Raw genomic sequence first — 19,321 nt, forward strand, 5'->3', positions numbered from 1 at the left:
ACGCCCGGTTACATTCCGAACCCGGAAGCTAAGCCTTTCAGCGCCGATGGTACTGCAGGGGGGACCCTGTGGGAGAGTAGGACGCCGCCGAACAACCCGCCCTTTTAGCTCAGTCGGTAGAGCGTCTCCATGGTAAGGAGAAGGTCAACGGTTCGATTCCGTTAAAGGGCTCCAACAAAGAAGGCCCCCGCCAATAGGCGGGGGCCTTTTTGCGTTGGCGTGCACCCCGGTGCCGCTGAGCGGCCCCTCGGAGGGGATCTCCGAGGGGCCGGCCGTCACTCGCCTTCGCGCTGCTGGGGGACACGGAAGGCCAGGATGGCCATGTCGTCCGAGGCCGGTTCGGCCGCGAAGCGTTCCACCGCGCGCAGGACACGTGAGGCGACCGCGCCCGCGGTGAGGCCGGTGCAGGTGGTCAGGACGTCCGCCAGCCCGTCGTCGCCCAGCATGCGGGTCCCCTCACGGCGCTCGGTGACCCCGTCCGTGACGCACAGCAGGACGTCGCCCGGATCGAGGGTGAGGGTCTGCTCGTAGAGCTCCAGGTCCTCGATCACACCCAGCAGCGGCTGGGGCTCCGCGGCCGGGATGACCTGACCGTCCGGGCGGAGCCGCAGCGGGAGGGGATGGCCGGCGCAGACGACCTTCATCAGGGCGCCGCCGTCGGGCTGGGGGTGGAGCTCGCCGTACAGGAGGGTGAGGAAGCGGCTGCGGGCGCCCTCGTCGAGGATCGCCGCGTTCAGGCGCTCCAGGACGGCCGGGGCGCCGAGCCCCTCGCGGGCCAGGAGGCGCAGGGCGTGTCGGGCGAGGCCCGTCACGGCAGCGGCCTCCGGGCCCGTACCGCACACGTCGCCGATGGCGAAGCCGTACGCTCCGTCGCGGATCGGGAAGACGTCGTAGAAGTCTCCGCCCACCTCGTTGCCCTCGCCGGCCGCGCGGTAGATGACCTCCACCTCCATGCCCGGGACGCTCGGGGAGCCCGGCGGGAGCAGGCTGCGCTGGAGGGCCCGGCTGATCGCGGTGCGCTCGGAGTACAGGCGCGCGTTGTCCAGGGCCAGGGCGGCCCGGCGGGAGAGGTCCTCGGCGAGTTCGAGGATCTCCTGGCGGAAGTGCTCCTCCCTCGGCTTGCCCAGGGTGAGCAGGCCGATCACGCGGTTGCGGGCCAGGAGGGGGAGGACGACCGTCTCGCCGCCGACCGCCAGGGAGGTCTCGGGCCAGGGGCGCGCGCCGGCCTCGCGGACCGATTCCGGCGGGCTGACCCGGGACAGCAGCTCCTTGAGGCCGTCGATGCGGTCCTCGTCCTCGTGCAGGACGTACGAGAGGTACGGGTCCGAGGACTGGTCGGCGATCGTGTAGACGGCGCACCAGGTGGCGAGGGTCGGGACGGTCATCTGGGCCATCAGGGCCAGGGTCTGGTCCCGGTCGAGAGTGCCCGCCAGCAGGTCGGAGGCCTCGACGAGGAAGGAGAGGGAGCCGCGGCGCAGGCGCTCCAGCTCGCCGAGGCGGGCGGACTCCACGGCGAGGGCGATGCGGTCGGCGGCGAACTGGAGGCGCAGGGCCTCCTCGTTCGAGTAGCGGCCCGGGACCTCGGCGGCGACGCCGAGGGAGCCGGTCAGCCGGCCCTCCACCTTGAGCGGGACGGTGACCACCGAGCGCATCCCGGTGGACTCCAGGAGCGGGACGGCGCCGGGGACGGCCGCGAGGTCGTCGTGCACGGCGGGCATCCGGGCGGAGCCGAAGCGGTTGGTGCCGGTGTCCACGGGGACGCGGGCGAAGCGCTGGCGGGTGGAGGGCAGGCCGGTGGTCGCGCGGACCTCCAGCTCGGTCTCGTCGTCGGTGGCCAGCAGCAGGAAGGCGGCGTCGGCGTCGAGGAGGTCGCGGGCCCGCTCCACGGTGCGCTGGAGCAGTCCGTCGAGGTCGTCGGGGGCGGGCGAGCCGATGAACACCTCGAAGGGGTCCGGGCGGGGCTCGCCGAGGTGGCCGTCCGAGCCCGGGGTCCGCACGGGCGTCTGGAGCAGGGCGCGCTCGTCGTCGTGGACGAGGAGGCAGACGATGGACGGCTCGCCGTGGGCGTCGCGCACGCGCAGGTGGGAGGCGTAGACGGGGATGACCCGGCCGTCGGCGCCGCGGATGCCGTAGCTGCCCTCCCAGCGGGACAGGCGCAGGGCCTCGGCGATGCCGGTCCCGGTGCCGGGGGTCTGCGGCCAGGCGGCGAGCTCGGCGAGCGGGCGGCCCACCGCCTTCTCGGCGGGGTGGCCGAAGATGTGCTCGGCGTCCTCGTTCCAGGCGGAGACGGTGTCGTCGGCGTCGATCTGGAGGACGGCGACGCGGACCCGGCTGTCGGCGAGGGGGAGCAGCTGGTCGGGGATGACGGGGCCCGCGGAGCGGGTACCGACCGGCCGGTCCGGGAGGTCCAGGCGGAACCACACGTGCTTGTGGGTGGCGGTGTACTCGACGCCCCAGCGGGTGGCGAGGGCGGCGCAGAGCATGAGCCCGCGGCCGTTCTCGCGGTCGGGGTCCGCGTACGGACGCTCGCCGGGGTGCTGGAGCGGGAGCTCGCGCTCCGGGTAGCGGTCGGCCACCTCGACGCGCACGCCCTCCTCGGCGCGCAGGCACAGGACTTCGGCCCTGGTTCCGGCGTGGACCACGGCGTTGGTGACGAGCTCGCTGGTGAGGACCACGGCGTCGTCGACGATGTCCGCGAAGCCCCAGCCCTGCAGGGTGTCGCGGACGAACGCGCGGGCGGCGGCTACCGAACGCCCGAGGGGATCGAAACTGGCAGCCGCCCGTGCCGTGATCACGAATCTCCTTCGACGCGGTTGGACATCGGGTGCCAGGGTACTTACCTTCGCCGGCGGCATGGTCCGTCGTCGGGGAATCCACCCGCAGGGTACGGCGGGTGTGCGATGGTGCCGAAGTGTTATGGCCGGGTTCGGCCGGGGTGAAACACTGGGCAGGCTTGGAGAACCGGCTCGCGAGGAGTCCGGTGTCCGGTGGATCAGTGGGCGACCCTTTCGGGAGGGACACGGTGGAGTCTGGCGCAGCGGTGCGGCGTACGGGAACGCGGCCGAAGGGCGGCCGTTCCCGGCGCAGTGGCACGACGGAGGTCGATACCGCCGCCCTGAACCGGCTGCTCACGGCCCTGGTGTCGATGCGGGACGGGAACTTCCGCAAGCGGCTCACGGTGTCCGGCGACGGTGTGATGGCGGAGATCGCCGCCGTCTACAACGAGGTCGCCGACCGCAACCTGCACCTGACCGGCGAGCTGTCCCGGGTCCGGCGGATGGTGGGGCGCGAGGGGAAGCTGAGCGAACGGCTGGAAACAGGCGCCTGCGAGGGCTCCTGGGCCGCGGCGATCGACGCCTCGAACCAGCTGGTGGACGACCTGGCCCGGCCGGTGTCCGAGGTGGGCCGGGTGCTGTCGGCGGTGGCCGAGGGCGACCTGGACCAGCGGATGGACCTGCGGACGCAGGCCGCCGAGGGGGCGGGACACCCGCTGCGCGGTGAGTTCCTGAAGGTCGGCCGTACGGTCAACAACCTGGTCGACCAGCTGTCCGCGTTCACCGACGAGGTGACGCGCGTGGCGCTGGAGGTGGGCACCGAGGGCAAGCTCGGCGGGCAGGCGCAGGTCCGCGGGATGTCCGGTTCCTGGAAGGACCTGACCGACTCCGTCAACACGATGGCGTACCGGCTCACCGCCCAGGTGCGTGACATCGCCCTCGTCACCACGGCCGTCGCCAAGGGCGACCTGTCGCGCAAGGTCACGGTGCACGTGGCCGGCGAGATGCTGCAGCTGAAGAACACCGTGAACACGATGGTGGACCAGCTGTCCTCCTTCTCCTCCGAGGTGACCCGGGTCGCCCGCGAGGTGGGTACGGAGGGCGAGCTGGGCGGTCAGGCGAAGGTGCCCGGGGTCGCGGGCGTCTGGAAGGACCTCACCGACTCGGTCAACACGATGGCCGGGAACCTGACGGCGCAGGTGCGCGGGATCGCCCAGGTGACCACGGCGGTCGCCAACGGCGACCTCTCGCAGAAGGTCCGGGTGAGCGCGCGCGGCGAGGTGGCGCAGCTGGCCGAAACGATCAACCAGATGACCGAGACCCTGCGGACCTTCGCGGACGAGGTCACCCGCGTGGCGAGCGAGGTCGGGGCCAAGGGCCTGCTCGGCGGGCAGGCGCAGGTGCCGGGGGCCGCGGGGACGTGGAAGGACCTCACGGACTCGGTGAACACGGTCTTCCGCAACCTCACCACGCAGGTGCGGGACATCGCGCAGGTCACGACCGCGGTGGCCAACGGCGACCTGTCGCAGAAGGTCACCGTCGACGTGGCCGGCGAGATGCTGGAGCTGAAGAACACCGTCAACACGATGGTGGACCAGCTCCAGTCCTTCGGCGCCGAGGTGACGCGGGTGGCCCGCGAGGTCGGTGTGGAGGGCGAGCTGGGCGGACAGGCGCAGGTCCCGGGGGCCGCGGGGACGTGGAAGGACCTCACCGACTCGGTGAACACCGCCTTCCGCAACCTGACCGGCCAGGTCCGCAACATCGCCCAGGTGACGACGGCGGTCGCCAACGGCGACCTGTCGCAGAAGGTCACGGTGGACGTCTCCGGCGAGATGCTCCAGTTGAAGAACACCGTGAACACGATGGTCGACCAGCTGTCCTCCTTCGCCGACCAGGTCACGCGGATGGCCCGGGACGTGGGTACGGAGGGCCGTCTCGGCGGTCAGGCCCGGGTGGAGGGGGTCTCCGGCACCTGGAAGGAGCTGACCGACTCGGTCAACTTCATGGCCGGGAACCTGACCTCGCAGGTCCGCCAGATCGCGCAGGTGACCACGGCGGTGGCGCGCGGGGACCTGTCGCAGAAGATCGACGTGGACGCCCGGGGCGAGATCCTGGAGCTGAAGAACACCATCAACACGATGGTCGACCAGCTCTCCGCCTTCGCCGAGCAGGTGACCCGGGTGGCCCGGGACGTGGGTACGGAGGGCCGCCTCGGCGGCCAGGCACAGGTGCCCGGGGTGGCCGGCGTGTGGCGGGATCTGACGGACTCGGTGAACGGCATGGCCGGGAACCTGACCTCGCAGGTCCGCAACATCGCGCAGGTCGCGACCGCCGTGGCGCGCGGGGACCTGTCGCAGAAGATCGACGTGGACGCCCGGGGCGAGATCCTGGAGCTGAAGAACACCCTGAACACGATGGTCGACCAGCTGTCGAACTTCGCGGAGCAGGTGACCCGGGTGGCCCGGGAGGTGGGTACCGAGGGCATCCTCGGCGGGCAGGCCGAGGTCAAGGGCGTCTCCGGCACCTGGAAGGACCTCACCCAGTCCGTCAACTTCATGGCCAACAACCTGACCTCGCAGGTGCGCAACATCGCCGAGGTGACCACGGCGGTCGCCATGGGCGACCTCTCCAAGAAGATCACGGTGGACGCCAAGGGCGAGATCCTGGAGCTGGTGACCACCGTCAACACGATGGTGGACCAGCTGTCCTCGTTCGCGGAGCAGGTGACGCGGGTGGCGCGGGAGGTGGGCACCGAGGGCATCCTCGGCGGCCAGGCCCGGGTGCGCGGGGTCACCGGCATCTGGAAGGACCTGAGCGACAACGTCAACACCATGGCCGGCAACCTGACGGCCCAGGTGCGCGGGATCGCGCAGGTCTCGGCGGCGGTCGCCAACGGCGACCTGACGAAGAAGGTCACGGTCGAGGCGCGTGGCGAGGTCGCGCAGCTCGCCGACACGGTCAACACGATGGTGAAGACCCTGTCCTCCTTCGCGGACGAGGTCACGCGCGTGGCCCGCGAGGTGGGCACGGAGGGCCGCCTGGGCGGCCAGGCGCACGTCCCGGGCGTCTCGGGGACGTGGAAGGACCTCACCGACTCGGTGAACTTCATGGCCTCCAACCTCACCGGTCAGGTACGGCAGATCGCCATGGTCACGACCGCCATCGCCAAGGGCGACATGACCAAGAAGATCGACATCGACGCCCGGGGCGAGATCCTGGAGCTCAAGACCACGATCAACACGATGGTCGACCAGCTGTCCTCCTTCGCCGACCAGGTCACCCGGGTGGCGCGCGAGGTGGGCACGGAGGGCATCCTGGGCGGCCAGGCCCGGGTCCGGGACGTGGACGGCACCTGGCGCGACCTCACCGAGTCGGTGAACGAGATGGCCGGGAACCTCACCCGGCAGGTGCGGGCGATCGCGGCTGTGGCCACCGCGGTGACCCGCGGCGACCTGAGCCTGAAGGTCGACGTGGACGCGGCAGGCGAGATCCAGGTCCTCCAGGACAACATCAACACGATGATCGTCAACCTGCGCGACACGACCTTGGCCAACAAGGAGCAGGACTGGCTCAAGGGCAACCTCGCCCGGATCTCGGCCCTGATGCAGGGCCGCCGGGAGCTGGACGACGTCGCCAAGCTGATCATGAGCGAGCTCACCCCCGTGGTCTCGGCGCAGCACGGCGCCTTCTTCCTGGCGCTGCCGGCCGGCGGTACCACCGAGATCGGGACGGAGGGGGGCGCTGACGGTTCGTACGAGCTGCGGATGCGCGGGAGTTACGCGTACGCCGGAGGTCTGGTGCCCACGTCGTTCCGGCCGGGGGAGGGGCTGATCGGGACCGTCGCCGAGGAGAAGCGGACGATCCTCGTCGAGAACACCCCGCCCGGCTACCTGAAGATCTCCTCGGGGCTCGGCGAGGCTCCGCCCGCGCACGTGATCGTGCTGCCGGTGCTCTTCGAGGGGAAGGTCCTCGGCGTCATCGAGCTGGCCTCCTTCACGCCGTTCACGCAGATCCAGAAGGACTTCCTCAGCCAGATCGCCGAGATGATCGGCACCAGCGTCAACACCATCTCCGTCAACTCCAAGACGGAGATGCTGCTCAAGCAGTCGCAGGAGATGACCGAGCAGCTGCGCGAGCGCTCCGACGAACTGGAGAACCGGCAGAAGGCGCTGCAGGCCGCCAACGCCGAACTGGAGGAGAAGGCCGAGCTGCTGGCCCGGCAGAACCGCGACATCGAGGTGAAGAACACCGAGATCGAGGAGGCCCGGCAGGTCCTGGAGGAGCGGGCGGAGCAGCTCGCGGTCTCGATGCGCTACAAGAGCGAGTTCCTGGCGAACATGTCGCACGAGCTGCGGACCCCGCTCAACTCGCTGCTGATCCTGGCGAAGCTGCTCGCGGACAACGCGGACGAGAACCTCTCGCCGAAGCAGGTGGAGTTCGCCGAGACCATCCACGGGGCGGGCTCGGACCTGCTCCAGCTGATCAACGACATCCTCGACCTGTCGAAGGTCGAGGCGGGCAAGATGGACGTCTCGCCGACGCGGATCGCGCTGGTCCAGCTGGTGGACTACGTGGAGGCGACCTTCCGGCCGCTGACCGCGGAGAAGGGGCTCGACTTCTCGGTACGGGTCTCCCCGGAGCTGCCCGCCACCCTGCACACCGACGAGCAGCGGCTGCTCCAGGTGCTGCGCAACCTGCTGTCGAACGCGGTGAAGTTCACCGACACCGGCGCGGTGGAGCTGGTGATCCGGCCGGCCGGGGTCGATGTCCCGACGGCGATCCGGGAACAGCTGCTGGAGGCCGGTTCGCTCCGGGAGGCGGACGGGGACCTGATCGCCTTCTCGGTGACCGACACCGGGATCGGGATCGCGGCGAGCAAGATGCTGGTGATCTTCGAGGCGTTCAAGCAGGCCGACGGGACGACGAGCCGCAAGTACGGCGGTACGGGCCTGGGCCTGTCCATCAGCCGGGAGATCGCCCGGCTGCTGGGCGGTGAGATCCACGCGGCCAGCGAGCCGGGCCGCGGGTCCACCTTCACGCTGTACCTGCCGCTGCACCCCAGCGAGCTTCCCCCGCAGGGGTACGCGCCGCCCGCGCCGGGCGGCGCGCGCGGCGAGTTGTACCGCAGGCCGGCCGAGGAGGCGCAGCCCGCACTGCCGGCGGGTCCGGCGGCGCCCGCGCCGCAGTCGCCGGTGACGGGCCGGGCCGCGCGGACCGCCCTGCACGGCGGCGAGCAGGGGGAGCAGGGCGGCGGTTCGGCCGGGCTGTTCCGGCGCCGGCGCAAGCCTCTGAGCGACCTGGAGCCGCGTACGGCGGCGCCGGGGCGGCCGGGCGTGGTGGGGCCCGAGGACGGTTGGGGCAGCGCGGAGGAGGAACTTCCGGTGGTGCCCAGGACGTACGACTTCCGCGGTGAGCGGGTGCTCATCGTGGACGACGACGTGCGCAACGTCTTCGCGCTCACCAGCGTGCTGGAGCAGCACGGGCTGGCCGTGCTGTACGCGGAGAACGGGCGGGAGGGCATCGAGGTGCTGGAGCAGCACGACGACGTGGCGGTCGTGCTGATGGACATCATGATGCCCGAGATGGACGGGTACGCGACGACTTCGGCGATCCGGCGGATGCCGCAGTTCGCCGGTCTGCCGATCATCGCGCTGACGGCGAAGGCGATGAAGGGCGACCGGGAGAAGGCGATCGACTCCGGTGCCTCGGACTACGTCACCAAGCCGGTCGACCCCGACTACCTGCTGTCGGTGATGGAGCAGTGGATGCGGGGCAAGTGAGGCCGTGAGTGCGTACGGACACCGCGTGCTGACGCACTGTGGCCGACGGGTGCGGGAGAGCGGTACACCGGGAACCTTCTGGTCTCCCGCCGCGTTTCTGCTTCGTGCACAGTGACATCGTGGTGACAGGGTGTGGCGATCTCGGGACTGGGGCTACGATGACCGGCACAAGGACGGACGGCGCAAGGATGTCGTCCTCTGGGGCGGGGCGCGGTGCACGGGCTGGAGCCTGGAGCCGGGGCGGCCCCGTGCCGGGGCGAGGAGGACAGGGCATGGTGCAGAAGGCCAAGATCCTCCTGGTCGACGACCGGCCGGAGAATCTGCTGGCGCTGGAGGCCATCCTCTCCGCGCTCGATCAGACACTGGTCCGGGCGTCGTCGGGGGAGGAAGCGCTCAAGGCGCTGCTGACGGACGATTTCGCGGTCATCCTGCTGGATGTGCAGATGCCGGGGATGGACGGATTCGAGACGGCCGCGCACATCAAGCGGCGGGAGCGGACCCGGGACATCCCGATCATCTTCCTGACCGCGATCAACCACGGTCCGCACCACACGTTCCGCGGGTACGCGGCGGGTGCGGTGGACTACATCTCCAAGCCCTTCGACCCGTGGGTGCTGCGGGCCAAGGTCTCGGTCTTCGTCGAGCTGTACACGAAGAACTGCCAACTCCGGGAGCAGGCGGCCCTGCTGCGGCTCCAGCTGGAGGGTGCCGGTTCGAACGGCGTGGACGCGGGCAAGGAGACGGCCGGACTGCTGGCCGAGCTCTCCGCGCGGCTCGCCGCGGTCGAGGAGCAGGCCGAGGCGCTGACCAAGCAGCTCGGTGAGGACTCCGCCGACGCGGCAGTGGTGGCGACCGCGGCCCACCTGGAGCGCAAACTCACCGGACTGCGGCGGGCGCTCGACGCGCTGGAGCCCGGGACCGGCGGCGGAGCGGTGCTGCCCGCTCAGGGCTGAGCCGGAGCCGCCGCCTCCGGGCGGGGTCCGCCGGGTGACGGGGTGCCCCTCCGCCGGGCGAGGGGGTGCGTCCGCCGGGTGAAGGGGCCCGTGCACGGGGCTGCCTGGCCGGGCGTCAGCTCTGGTGGTGCGTCAAAGTGCCGAAGGGCGGGCGACACGAACGGGTGAAGGGGTGGGCACGCGTGTCCACCGGCGTGCGCACCGGTAACCTCGGCCCCATGGCCTCACGTACGTCCGGCAAGGGTTCCCAGAGCACGGCGGGCGCCGCGAAGGGCCGCTCCGGCCGGACGGCGGCGCCGGCGAAGAAGGCGGCTCCCGCGCGCAAGCCCCCCGCGAAGAAGGCGGCGTCCGCCCGGCGCGCGCCGGCCAAGAAGGCCGCGGCCAGGCCCGCACCCTCCCCGACCGGGGGCGTGGTGCGGCTGGTGGGCGCCGTCTGGCTCGGCTGCGCCCACGCGGTCGGCGCGGTCTTCCGCGGGGTCGGACGGGGCGCGAGGAACCTCGACCCCGCCCACCGCAAGGACGGGGTGGCGCTGCTGCTGCTCGCCCTCGCGCTGATCGTCGCCGCCGGGACCTGGTCGAATCTGAACGGTCCGGTCGGAGACCTGGTCACGATGCTGATCACGGGTGCCTTCGGGCGACTGGACCTGCTCGTGCCGGTCCTCCTCGGGGTCATGGCCGTGCGCTTCATCCGCCACCCGGAACAGGCCGACGCCAACGGCCGGATCGGCATCGGGCTGTCCGCCCTCGCCATCGGCGTCCTGGGCCTGGTCCACATCGCCTGCGGGGCGCCCGGCCGCGACGAGGGCACCACCGCGATGCAGGACGCGGGCGGGCTCATCGGCTGGGGCGCCTCGAAACCACTGATCTTCACCATGGGTGCGCCGCTGGCCGTGCCGATGCTCGTGCTGCTCACCGTTTTCGGGCTGCTCGTCGTCACCGCCACCCCGGTGAACGCGATCCCGCACCGGCTGCGGCGGCTCGGCATCCGGCTCGGGGTCATCGCCCCGAACGCGTACGACGAGGGCTACGGGGAGTACGCGGACGGCGCGGACGCCGCCGGCCGGCACGACCCCGAGCAGTGGCGGGCCCGTACCGGCGCCGTCCCGGCCTCCGGCGGTCCCGCCGCCACCGCCGAGGAGGAGGCGCTCGCCCGGCGGCGGCGGCCCCGGCGGAGCGCGGCCCGGCCGTCCATGGGCCGCGAGATGGACGCCGTCGACGTGGCCGCGGCGGCGGCCGCCGCGCTGGACGGGGCGGTCTACGGCGGACTGCCGCCGTCGCCGCTGGTCGCCGACCTGACGCAGGGCATCAAGGCCCCCGGGGAGGGTGTGGAGACCACCGCCCCGGTGCCGCCCGCCCCGGTGCCGCCCGCCCGCGAGGCGCGCCCCGTCCCGGCGGTCCCCGCCGCCCCCCCGGCCGTACCGGAGCGCCCGGCACAGGAGCCGCACGACACCACCGCGGCGGTCTCCGGAACGCTGGCGGTGCCCGATCTCACCAAGGCCCCGCGGGAGCCGGAGCCGCTGCCGTCGCGCGCCGAACAGCTCCAGCTCCGCGGGGACATCACCTACTCCCTGCCCTCCCTCGACCTGCTGGAGCGCGGCGGGCCCGGCAAGACGCGCAGCGCCGCCAACGACGCCGTGGTGGGCTCGCTCACGAACGTCTTCACCGAGTTCAAGGTCGACGCGAAGGTCACCGGCTTCACCCGGGGGCCGACGGTCACCCGCTACGAGGTGACGCTCGGCGCGGCCGTGAAGGTCGAGCGGATCACGGCGCTGGCGAAGAACATCGCCTACGCCGTGGCCTCCCCGGACGTCCGCATCATCAGCCCCATCCCGGGCAAGTCCGCGGTCGGCATCGAGATCCCGAACACCGACCGCGAGATGGTCAACCTGGGCGACGTGCTGCGCCTCGCGGACGCCGCCGAGGACGACCACCCGATGCTGGTCGCGCTGGGCAAGGACGTCGAGGGCGGATACGTCATGGCCAACCTCGCCAAGATGCCGCACGTGCTGGTGGCCGGCGCGACCGGCTCCGGCAAGTCCTCCTGCATCAACTGCCTGATCACCTCGGTCATGGTCCGGGCCACCCCGGAGGACGTCCGCATGGTCCTCGTGGACCCCAAGCGCGTCGAGCTGACCGCCTACGAGGGCATCCCGCACCTGATCACGCCGATCATCACCAACCCGAAACGGGCCGCCGAGGCGCTCCAGTGGGTGGTGCGCGAGATGGACCTGCGCTACGACGACCTCGCCGCCTTCGGCTACCGCCACATCGACGACTTCAACCAGGCCATCCGGGACGGCAAGGTCAAGCTGCCGCCGGGCAGCGAGCGGGAGCTGAGCCCGTACCCGTACCTGCTGGTGATCGTCGACGAGCTCGCCGACCTGATGATGGTCGCCCCGCGCGACGTCGAGGACTCCATCGTCCGCATCACCCAGCTGGCCCGTGCGGCCGGCATCCACCTGGTGCTCGCCACGCAGCGGCCCTCGGTGGACGTGGTCACCGGCCTGATCAAGGCGAACGTGCCCTCGCGGCTGGCCTTCGCGACCTCCTCGCTCGCCGACAGCCGGGTCATCCTCGACCAGCCGGGCGCCGAGAAGCTGATCGGGAAGGGCGACGGGCTGTTCCTGCCCATGGGCGCGAACAAGCCGGTCCGGCTCCAGGGGGCCTTCGTCACCGAGGACGAGATCGCCGGCATCGTCCAGCACTGCAAGGACCAGATGGCGCCCGTCTTCCGGGACGACGTCACCGTCGGGCAGAAGCAGAAGAAGGAGATCGACGAGGACATCGGCGACGACCTGGACCTGCTGTGCCAGGCGGCGGAGCTCGTGGTGACCACGCAGTTCGGCTCCACCTCCATGCTCCAGCGCAAGCTCCGGGTGGGCTTCGCCAAGGCCGGCAGGCTCATGGACCTGATGGAGTCGCGCGGGATCGTCGGCCCCAGCGAGGGCTCGAAGGCCCGCGACGTCCTGCTCAAGGCCGATGAGCTGGACGGAGTGCTCGCCGTCATCCGCGGGGAGGCTCACCCGTAAGGGATCGGCGGGCAACCGTTTCCCCCGGCCGCGCGTCAAGTTGAACGAGAGACGGCGGCAGTCCGCGCACGGCAACCCGTACGGCGTAGGACCGCCGCGCCGGATCCGGTTCTCCCCGCGCCATTCGGATGGCGTAGGAAGTGCACCCTCCGGTTGCTCCACCCTTTCGTCACCCCCCTAGACTGGACCTCCAGCAGGTGGCTACACGCTCGAAAGGCGCCCTCGTGTCCATCGGCAACTCCAACTCCCCCGAAGAAGAGCGTCCTTCGACCGACGACCGGTCCGAGGACCGCGTCGTCGAACCTTCCGTCGAAGGACCGTCCATCGGGACGGCCCTCAAGAAGGCCCGGATCGCCGCCGGGCTCACCGTCGACGAGGTCAGTTCCACCACCCGCGTGCGCATCCCGATCGTGCACGCGATCGAAGAGGACGACTTCACGCGCTGCGGCGGCGACGTCTACGCCCGCGGTCACATCCGTACCCTCGCCCGCGCCGTCTTCCTCGATCCGGAACCCCTGATCCAGAGCTACGACGCGGCCCGCGGCGGTCGGCCGGCACCCACCCCCGCCGCGCCGATGTTCGAAGCCGAGCGCATCCGCCCCGAGCGGCAGCGGCCCAACTGGACCGCCGCCATGGTCGCCGCCATCGTCGCCGTCATCGGCTTCGTGGGCTTCACCGCCTTCGGCGGCGGCGACGACAAGGCGTCCCGGACGCCGGTGGCGGAAGGTTCCGCCTCCCCGCAGCCCGCACCCAAGCAGAGCGGCGGGAAGCAGCTCGCCGCCCCCTCCAAGACACCGCAGGCGCCCAAGCCGGAGCCGTCGGACAGCGCCATCGCCGCCGCGCCCAAGGACCTCGTCACGGTGGTCCTCACGGCGGACACCGGTGAGAGCTGGATCTCGGCGAAGGACCACAGCGGCCGCCTGCTCTTCGACGGCACGCTCGCCCGCGGTGAGTCCAAGACCTTCACGGACAAGGAGTCCGTCGACCTCGTGCTCGGCGACGCCGGGGCCGTGAAGCTGTTCGTGAACGGCAAGGAGATCAAGGACGACTTCCGGCCCGGCCAGGTGGAACGTCTCACGTACACCAAGGAAGACCCCCTCCAGGACCAGCCGCAGGCGGGCTGACCAGGGGCCGCCCCACGGCGGAACGCTCGATCCGGGATCCCCGGGGTGCCGTGCCGCACCCCGGGGATCCGGCCGTGGGGGGCTTGGGCGGGGGCCGCCGCCCGGACGAAGTAGTCTTGAGTCCATGCCCGAACGCCGTACCGTCGCCCTTGTCACTCTTGGCTGCGCCCGTAACGAGGTGGACTCGGAGGAGCTCGCAGGCCGCCTGGCGGCGGATGGCTGGGAGCTCGTCGAGGACGCCGCCGATGCGGACGTGGCCGTCGTCAACACCTGCGGCTTCGTCGAAGCCGCCAAGAAGGACTCCGTAGACGCCCTGCTGGAAGCCAACGATCTCAAGGATCACGGCAAGACCCAGGCCGTCGTCGCCGTCGGCTGTATGGCCGAGCGCTACGGCAAGGAACTCGCCGAAGCGCTCCCCGAGGCGGACGGAGTCCTCGGCTTCGACGACTACGCCGACATCTCCGACCGCCTCCAGACCATCCTCAACGGCGGCATCCACGCCTCCCACACCCCTCGCGACCGGCGCAAGCTGCTGCCGATCAGCCCCGCGCAGCGCCAGGAGGCGGAGGTCGCCCTCCCCGGGCACGCCCAGGAGCCCGCTCCGGCCCCGGCCGACCTCCCCGACGGCCTCGCGCCCGCCTCCGGGCCCCGTGCGCCGCTGCGCCGCCGCCTGGACAAGAGCCCCGTCGCCTCGGTCAAGCTGGCCTCCGGTTGCGACCGGCGCTGCTCCTTCTGCGCGATCCCGTCCTTCCGCGGCTCCTTCATCTCCCGCCGCCCCGCCGACGTGCTGGGCGAGACCCGCTGGCTCGCCGAGCAGGGCGTCAAGGAGATCATGCTGGTCTCCGAGAACAACACCTCGTACGGCAAGGACCTCGGCGACATCCGGCTGCTGGAGACCCTGCTGCCGGAGCTGGCCGGGGTGGACGGCATCGAGCGCGTCCGCGTCAGCTACCTCCAGCCCGCCGAGATGCGGCCCGGCCTGATCGACGTACTCACCTCGACCCCCAAGGTCGTCCCGTACTTCGACCTGTCCTTCCAGCACTCGGCCCCCGACGTGCTGCGCGCCATGCGCCGCTTCGGTGACACCGACCGCTTCCTGGAGCTGCTGGACACCATCCGCACCAAGGCGCCGCAGGCCGGCGTCCGGTCCAACTTCATCGTCGGCTTCCCCGGCGAGAAGCAGTCGGACTTCGCGGAGCTGGAGCGTTTCCTCACGCACGCGCGGCTCGACGCCATCGGCGTCTTCGGCTACTCCGACGAGGACGGCACCGAAGCCGTCACCTACGAGGGCAAGCTCGACCAGGAGACCATCGACGAGCGCCTCGCCCACATGCAGCGGCTCGCCGAGGAGCTCACCTCGCAGCGCGCGGAGGAGCGGATCGGGGAGACCCTGGAGGTACTCGTCGAGACGGTCGTGCCGCTCGACGAGGCGGAGGAGGGCGAGGGCGCCTACGGGCGCGCCGCCCACCAGGCTCCCGAGACCGACGGGCAGGTCGTCTTCACGGACGGCGCCGGCCTCGTCCCGGGGCGCATCGTCACGGCGAAGGTGGTCGGCACCCTGGGCGTGGACCTGGTGGCCGAGCCCCTGGGCCTGGAGTTCGAGGAGGCGGCCGGATGACCGGAGTCCCGGCATCTGCGGCGGGCGGGACCGGCCGCCGGCCGGTGCCCGGCGCAACGCTCGGGGCTCCGGCCGTCGATCAGGCCAGTCTGTGGAACATCGCCAACATCCTGACGATGATCCGACTCGCGCTCGTGCCGGGATTCGTCCTGCTGCTGCTCGCCGAGGGCGGCTACGACCCCGCCTGGCGGGCGCTGGCGTGGGGCGCCTTCGCCGTCGCCATGATCACGGACATCTTCGACGGGCACCTGGCCCGTACGTACAACCTGGTCACGGACTTCGGCAAGATCGCCGACCCGATCGCCGACAAGGCGATCATGGGGTCGGCGCTGATCTGCCTCTCCTGGCTCGGCGACCTGCCCTGGTGGGTCACCGGCGTGATCCTCGGACGCGAGCTGGGCATCACGCTGCTCCGCTTCTGGGTGATCCGCTACGGAGTGATTCCGGCCAGCCGAGGCGGCAAGCTGAAGACCCTGGCCCAGGGCACCGCGGTCGGCATGTACGTGCTCGCCCTGACGGGAGCGCTGGCGACGCTGCGCTTCTGGGTGATGGCGCTAGCGGTCGTGCTGACCGTCGTCACGGGTCTGGACTACATCCGCCAGGCGGTGCTCCTGCGCCGCGAGGGCATCGCGGCGGAGCGGGCGGCGGAGCGGGCCGCGCGGTGACCCGCCCGATGGGAGACCCTCCGGTGGCGCCCGGCAGCGCGGCGGGAGGAGTGCCGGTGGAGGCGGTGGCCGCGGAAGTGCTCCGCCTGCTCGCGGAGCGTGACCAGACCCTTGCCGTGGCCGAGTCCCTGACCGGCGGGATGGTGGCCGCCGAGCTGACGGCGGTCCCCGGGGCCTCCCGGTCCTTCCGCGGATCGGTGACGGCGTACGCGACGGAGCTCAAGCACCGGGTCCTGGGCGTGGACGCCGGGCTGCTGGCGGCCGAAGGTGCGGTGAACGGCCAGGTCGCCGCCGAGATGGCGGCGGGCGTGCGCGGGGTGATGGGCGCTTCGTGGGGGTTGGCGACCACCGGGGTGGCCGGTCCGGACCCCCAGGACGGGCAGCCGGTGGGCACGGTCTTCATCGCCGTGGAGGGTCCGGCGGGCGGGAAAACGGCCCGGCTGAGGTTGAACGGCTCCCGTACGGAAATTCGTAGGGAGAGTGCACGGACAGTGCTGGAGCTTCTCCGGAGCCAACTCCGCGAGAATGCGCGGGGGCAGGATACGGAACAGAACGGGGGGATTTGATGTTTGCAGCCCTGAGTGAACACGACATCGCTCCCCGCACGGCCGCGGCGCGAGGCGGTACGGTGGGGCGTGAAGGATGCGGCTACACGGTCAGAGGAGGGAGCCACCGATGATTCTGCTCCGTCGCCTGCTGGGTGACGTGCTGCGTCGGCAGCGCCAGCGCCAGGGCCGTACTCTGCGCGAAGTCTCCTCGTCGGCCCGAGTTTCGCTCGGCTATCTCTCCGAGGTTGAGCGGGGGCAGAAGGAGGCATCCTCCGAACTGCTCTCCGCGATCTGCGACGCGTTGGACGTACGGATGTCCGAGCTGATGCGCGAAGTCAGCGACGAGCTGTCGCTGGCCGAGCTGGCACAGTCGGCCGCGGCAAGCGAACCGGTGAGTGTGCCGGTCCGCCCGATGCTCAATTCGGTCTCCATGGCCTCGGTCACGGGTGGACCGGAGCGGGTGACCATCAAGGCGCCTGCGGAAGCGGTGAATGTCGTAGCCGCGTGAGCGAGCACGTGAGCGTGTGAGTGTGGCCGGAGCCCCGGCCGGTGCGTGACGCACCGGCCGGGGCTCCGTGCCGTTCTGGGTGCGGCGCCGAGGGGGGTGCGGGAGGATGGGGGCCGTCCGGGTTCCGGCCCCTGGGAGGTAGGCGTGCGGCGGATGCGGCGCATACCCGTGGCTTCGGCCCTCGCCCTCGCGGTGGGGGCGCTGTGGTGGTGGGCCGTACTGCGGCTGGCCCTCGCTCCCGCCGAGGCCGGGCCGGTGGAGGGCGCGGTGGCCGTGAGCGGCTGGAGTCTCGGGCTGCTGCCGGTGCACTGCGTGCGGGCCCCTGCGCGGCGGGCGCGGAAGGGCGCGGCCGGCAGCGGAGGCGCCGGGGGCGTCGGCGGGGCCGGTGGGGACCCGGGTGGGGTCCGTGGGCACGGGGGCGGGGTCCGTGAGGGCGAGGGCGGGGCTACCACGGCATCGCCACTCCTCCGTTCGGGCGAATGATCTGGCCCGTCATGAAGGACGAGGCGTCCGAGGCGAGGTAGAGCACGGCCTGGGCGATGTCCTCGGGCTCGCCGACCCGGCGCAGGGGCGACATCCGGACCATCGCCGCCTCGGTGCGCTCCTGGACCTCGGCGCCGTGGCGGCCGGTCATGGGGGTGCGGATCCAGCCCGGTGCGACGGCGTTGACCCGGATGCCGTGCGGGCCCGCCTCGGTGGCCAGGGTCTTGGTGAGCTGGACGACGGCGGCCTTGGCGGCGCTGTAGCAGAGCAGGCCGGGCTGGGCGGCGTCCACCGCGCCCGAGGCCATCGTCACGATCGACCCGGGGCGCCCCGCGGTGATCATGGAGCGGGCGGCCTCCTGGCAGGTGCGCCACACCCCTTTGAAGTTGATGTCCAGGATTCGGTCGAGGTCTCCGTCCGAGGTCTCCAGGACGCTGCTGGTGTGCATGACCCCGGCTATGGCGGCGGTGATGTCCAGGGGCCCGGCGGCGGTCACGGCGGCCCGGATCGCCGCCCGGTCCGTGACGTCGAGCAGGTGGACGCTCGCGTCGCCGCCGGCTCTGGCGACGAGGGCGGCCGTCTCCGCGAGGCCCTGCGCGTCGCGGTCGGCGCAGTGCACGCGCGCCCCGGCCCCGGCGAGGACGACGGCGGTGGCGCGGCCGATGCCGCTGGCGGCGCCGGTGATCAGGGCGGTGCGGCCGGTCAGGTCGTAGGGGGAGGGGGGCGGGGCAGGGGGTGGCGGCGGTGCGGGGGTGGATGTGGGCATGCCGGGACCGTACGACCCTGTCTGACGGACCGTCAATGCCGTCAGGGGGTCGGGCCCGGCTGGCAGTGCGGGCACCAGTAGGTGGGCCGGTCGTCCTGGCGGGCCTCGCGGACCGGGGTGCCGCAGCGCAGGCAGGGGCGGCGGGCGCGCCCGTACACGAAGAGGTCGGGCCCGGGGCGGCGGATGCCGGTGGTGTTGCGGCGCACGCCCCGCTCGCCGATGTTGGCGGCCAGGAGGCGCTGGGCGGCGGAGGCGAGGCGGGGCACGGTCACCAGCGGGTCGGGGAGGGAGCCGACCGGGGTCCAGGGGGACGCCTGGGCCAGGAAGCAGAGCTCGGACTTGTAGATGTTGCCGATCCCCGCGAGGTTGCGCTGGTCGAGCAGGGCCTCGCCCAGGGGCCGGTCGGGGGCCGCGAGGAGGTTCGCCGCCGCGCGGTCGGGGTCCCAGTCCGGACCGAGGAGGTCGGGGCCGAGGTGGCCCACGGCCTGGTCCTCGTCGGCGGTCCGGATCAGTTCCAGGACGGGGAGGCGGTAGCCGACCGCGGTGTGCTCCGCGGTGCCGAGGACGGCGCGGACCTCGTAGTCCGGGCCGCCGCGCCAGCGGGCCCCTGCGGGGAAGACGTGCCAGGCCCCGTCCATGCGGAGGTGGCTGTGAAGGGTGAGGCCGCCTTCGAACCGGGCGAGGAGGTGCTTGCCGCGGGGGGTGACGTCGAGCGTGGTGCGGCCGGTGAGGTCGGCGGTGGCGAAGCGGGGGACGCGCAGGTCGCTGCGGGTCAGGGGCCGGCCCGCGAGGGCCGCGTGCAGGCGGGCGGCCGCGCGGTGGACGCTGTCTCCTTCGGGCATGCCCCGATTGTCTCCCGGACGCGCGCGGAATCCGGCGGGGTGACCCGGGCGGCAGCCGCGGGCCCCGCGCGATGGCCCGCCGGCACCGGGCTGCCCACCGCCCGTCCGGGTCGGCCGGTGGGGAGGCGGACCCGCTGAGGGCCTGCGGCCGGGCGGGGTCGGGGCGGCGGGGGCCCTGCGCGGGGGCCGAGCGGTTCGGGGGGTGGGCCTCGGCCCCCCCCGGAAGCGGGC

Annotated in this window: 11 protein-coding genes, 1 tRNA gene and 1 rRNA gene; 10 read left to right on the forward strand and 3 right to left on the reverse strand. The window is 72.2% G+C overall.

Annotated elements, in window-relative coordinates; all coding sequences use genetic code 11:
* Together rrf and ACFWU6_RS29010 are read left to right on the forward strand one after the other, a co-directional pair.
* Positions 1-93, forward strand: a 5S ribosomal RNA gene (gene rrf / locus ACFWU6_RS29005); the annotation flags it as partial.
* A gap of 5 nt (positions 94-98) precedes the next feature.
* A tRNA-Thr gene (locus ACFWU6_RS29010) sits at positions 99-174 on the forward strand.
* 101 nt (positions 175-275) lie between these two features.
* Here ACFWU6_RS29010 and ACFWU6_RS29015 read toward each other — a convergent pair.
* Positions 276-2,855 carry a SpoIIE family protein phosphatase gene (locus tag ACFWU6_RS29015; RefSeq protein WP_383983882.1) on the reverse strand — a complete coding sequence of 860 codons (2,580 nt, stop codon included), beginning with the start codon at positions 2,853-2,855 and terminating at the stop codon, positions 276-278.
* A gap of 167 nt (positions 2,856-3,022) precedes the next feature.
* Here ACFWU6_RS29015 and ACFWU6_RS29020 point away from each other — a divergent pair, with 167 nt between their 5' ends.
* From ACFWU6_RS29020 to ACFWU6_RS29055, 8 genes are all read left to right on the forward strand, one after another.
* Complete coding sequence (locus tag ACFWU6_RS29020) at positions 3,023-8,554, forward strand: HAMP domain-containing protein (RefSeq protein WP_383983885.1); 5,532 nt, start codon at positions 3,023-3,025, stop codon at positions 8,552-8,554.
* 272 nt (positions 8,555-8,826) lie between these two features.
* Entirely contained in the window at positions 8,827-9,507 is a 681-nt protein-coding gene (locus ACFWU6_RS29025) for a two-component system response regulator (protein WP_383809894.1), read from the forward strand.
* 218 nt (positions 9,508-9,725) lie between these two features.
* A complete protein-coding gene (locus ACFWU6_RS29030; protein ID WP_383983888.1) occupies positions 9,726-12,536 on the forward strand; it encodes a DNA translocase FtsK in 2,811 nt (936 codons plus the stop codon).
* A gap of 224 nt (positions 12,537-12,760) precedes the next feature.
* The gene (locus ACFWU6_RS29035) at positions 12,761-13,660 is read left to right on the forward strand and encodes a helix-turn-helix domain-containing protein (protein ID WP_383809902.1); all 900 of its coding nucleotides are present in this window, start codon (positions 12,761-12,763) and stop codon (positions 13,658-13,660) included.
* A gap of 124 nt (positions 13,661-13,784) precedes the next feature.
* Positions 13,785-15,278 (forward strand): 30S ribosomal protein S12 methylthiotransferase RimO, encoded by a 1,494-nt coding sequence (gene rimO, locus ACFWU6_RS29040; protein ID WP_383809888.1) that lies wholly within the window; start codon positions 13,785-13,787, stop codon positions 15,276-15,278.
* Complete coding sequence (gene pgsA / locus ACFWU6_RS29045; RefSeq protein ID WP_383809885.1) at positions 15,275-15,943, forward strand: CDP-diacylglycerol--glycerol-3-phosphate 3-phosphatidyltransferase; 669 nt, start codon at positions 15,275-15,277, stop codon at positions 15,941-15,943. Before rimO ends, pgsA begins: the two co-directional genes overlap by 4 nt.
* 8 nt (positions 15,944-15,951) lie before the next feature.
* Positions 15,952-16,509: a CinA family protein gene (locus ACFWU6_RS29050; protein WP_383809882.1), complete on the forward strand. Its 558-nt coding sequence runs from the start codon at positions 15,952-15,954 to the stop codon at positions 16,507-16,509.
* A gap of 109 nt (positions 16,510-16,618) precedes the next feature.
* The gene (locus ACFWU6_RS29055) at positions 16,619-16,999 is read left to right on the forward strand and encodes a helix-turn-helix domain-containing protein (protein ID WP_030012484.1); all 381 of its coding nucleotides are present in this window, start codon (positions 16,619-16,621) and stop codon (positions 16,997-16,999) included.
* 445 nt (positions 17,000-17,444) lie between these two features.
* Here the strand turns inward: ACFWU6_RS29055 and ACFWU6_RS29060 are convergent, their stop codons facing one another.
* A complete protein-coding gene (locus ACFWU6_RS29060) occupies positions 17,445-18,248 on the reverse strand; it encodes an SDR family NAD(P)-dependent oxidoreductase (protein WP_383983892.1) in 804 nt (267 codons plus the stop codon).
* Positions 18,249-18,289: 41 nt separating this feature from the next.
* Complete coding sequence (locus ACFWU6_RS29065) at positions 18,290-19,090, reverse strand: Fpg/Nei family DNA glycosylase (protein WP_383809875.1); 801 nt, start codon at positions 19,088-19,090, stop codon at positions 18,290-18,292.
* Positions 19,091-19,321: the final 231 nt, after the last annotated feature.

It is taken from the genome of Streptomyces sp. NPDC058674, from assembly GCF_042716505.1.
Taxonomy (GTDB): Bacteria; Actinomycetota; Actinomycetes; order Streptomycetales; family Streptomycetaceae; genus Streptomyces.

Excerpts from the sequence above, each read along its gene's own strand:
- ACFWU6_RS29015 (WP_383983882.1), bottom strand. The coding sequence starts at position 2,855 with ATGCCGCCGGCGAAGGTAAGTACCCTGGCACCCGATGTCCAACCGCGT.
- ACFWU6_RS29025 (WP_383809894.1), top strand. The coding sequence starts at position 8,827 with ATGGTGCAGAAGGCCAAGATCCTCCTGGTCGACGACCGGCCGGAGAAT.
- ACFWU6_RS29055 (WP_030012484.1), top strand. The coding sequence starts at position 16,619 with ATGATTCTGCTCCGTCGCCTGCTGGGTGACGTGCTGCGTCGGCAGCGC.
- ACFWU6_RS29050 (WP_383809882.1), top strand. The coding sequence starts at position 15,952 with ATGGGAGACCCTCCGGTGGCGCCCGGCAGCGCGGCGGGAGGAGTGCCG.
- rimO (WP_383809888.1), top strand. The coding sequence starts at position 13,785 with ATGCCCGAACGCCGTACCGTCGCCCTTGTCACTCTTGGCTGCGCCCGT.
- ACFWU6_RS29030 (WP_383983888.1), top strand. The coding sequence starts at position 9,726 with ATGGCCTCACGTACGTCCGGCAAGGGTTCCCAGAGCACGGCGGGCGCC.
- ACFWU6_RS29060 (WP_383983892.1), bottom strand. The coding sequence starts at position 18,248 with ATGCCCACATCCACCCCCGCACCGCCGCCACCCCCTGCCCCGCCCCCC.
- ACFWU6_RS29065 (WP_383809875.1), bottom strand. The coding sequence starts at position 19,090 with ATGCCCGAAGGAGACAGCGTCCACCGCGCGGCCGCCCGCCTGCACGCG.
- pgsA (WP_383809885.1), top strand. The coding sequence starts at position 15,275 with ATGACCGGAGTCCCGGCATCTGCGGCGGGCGGGACCGGCCGCCGGCCG.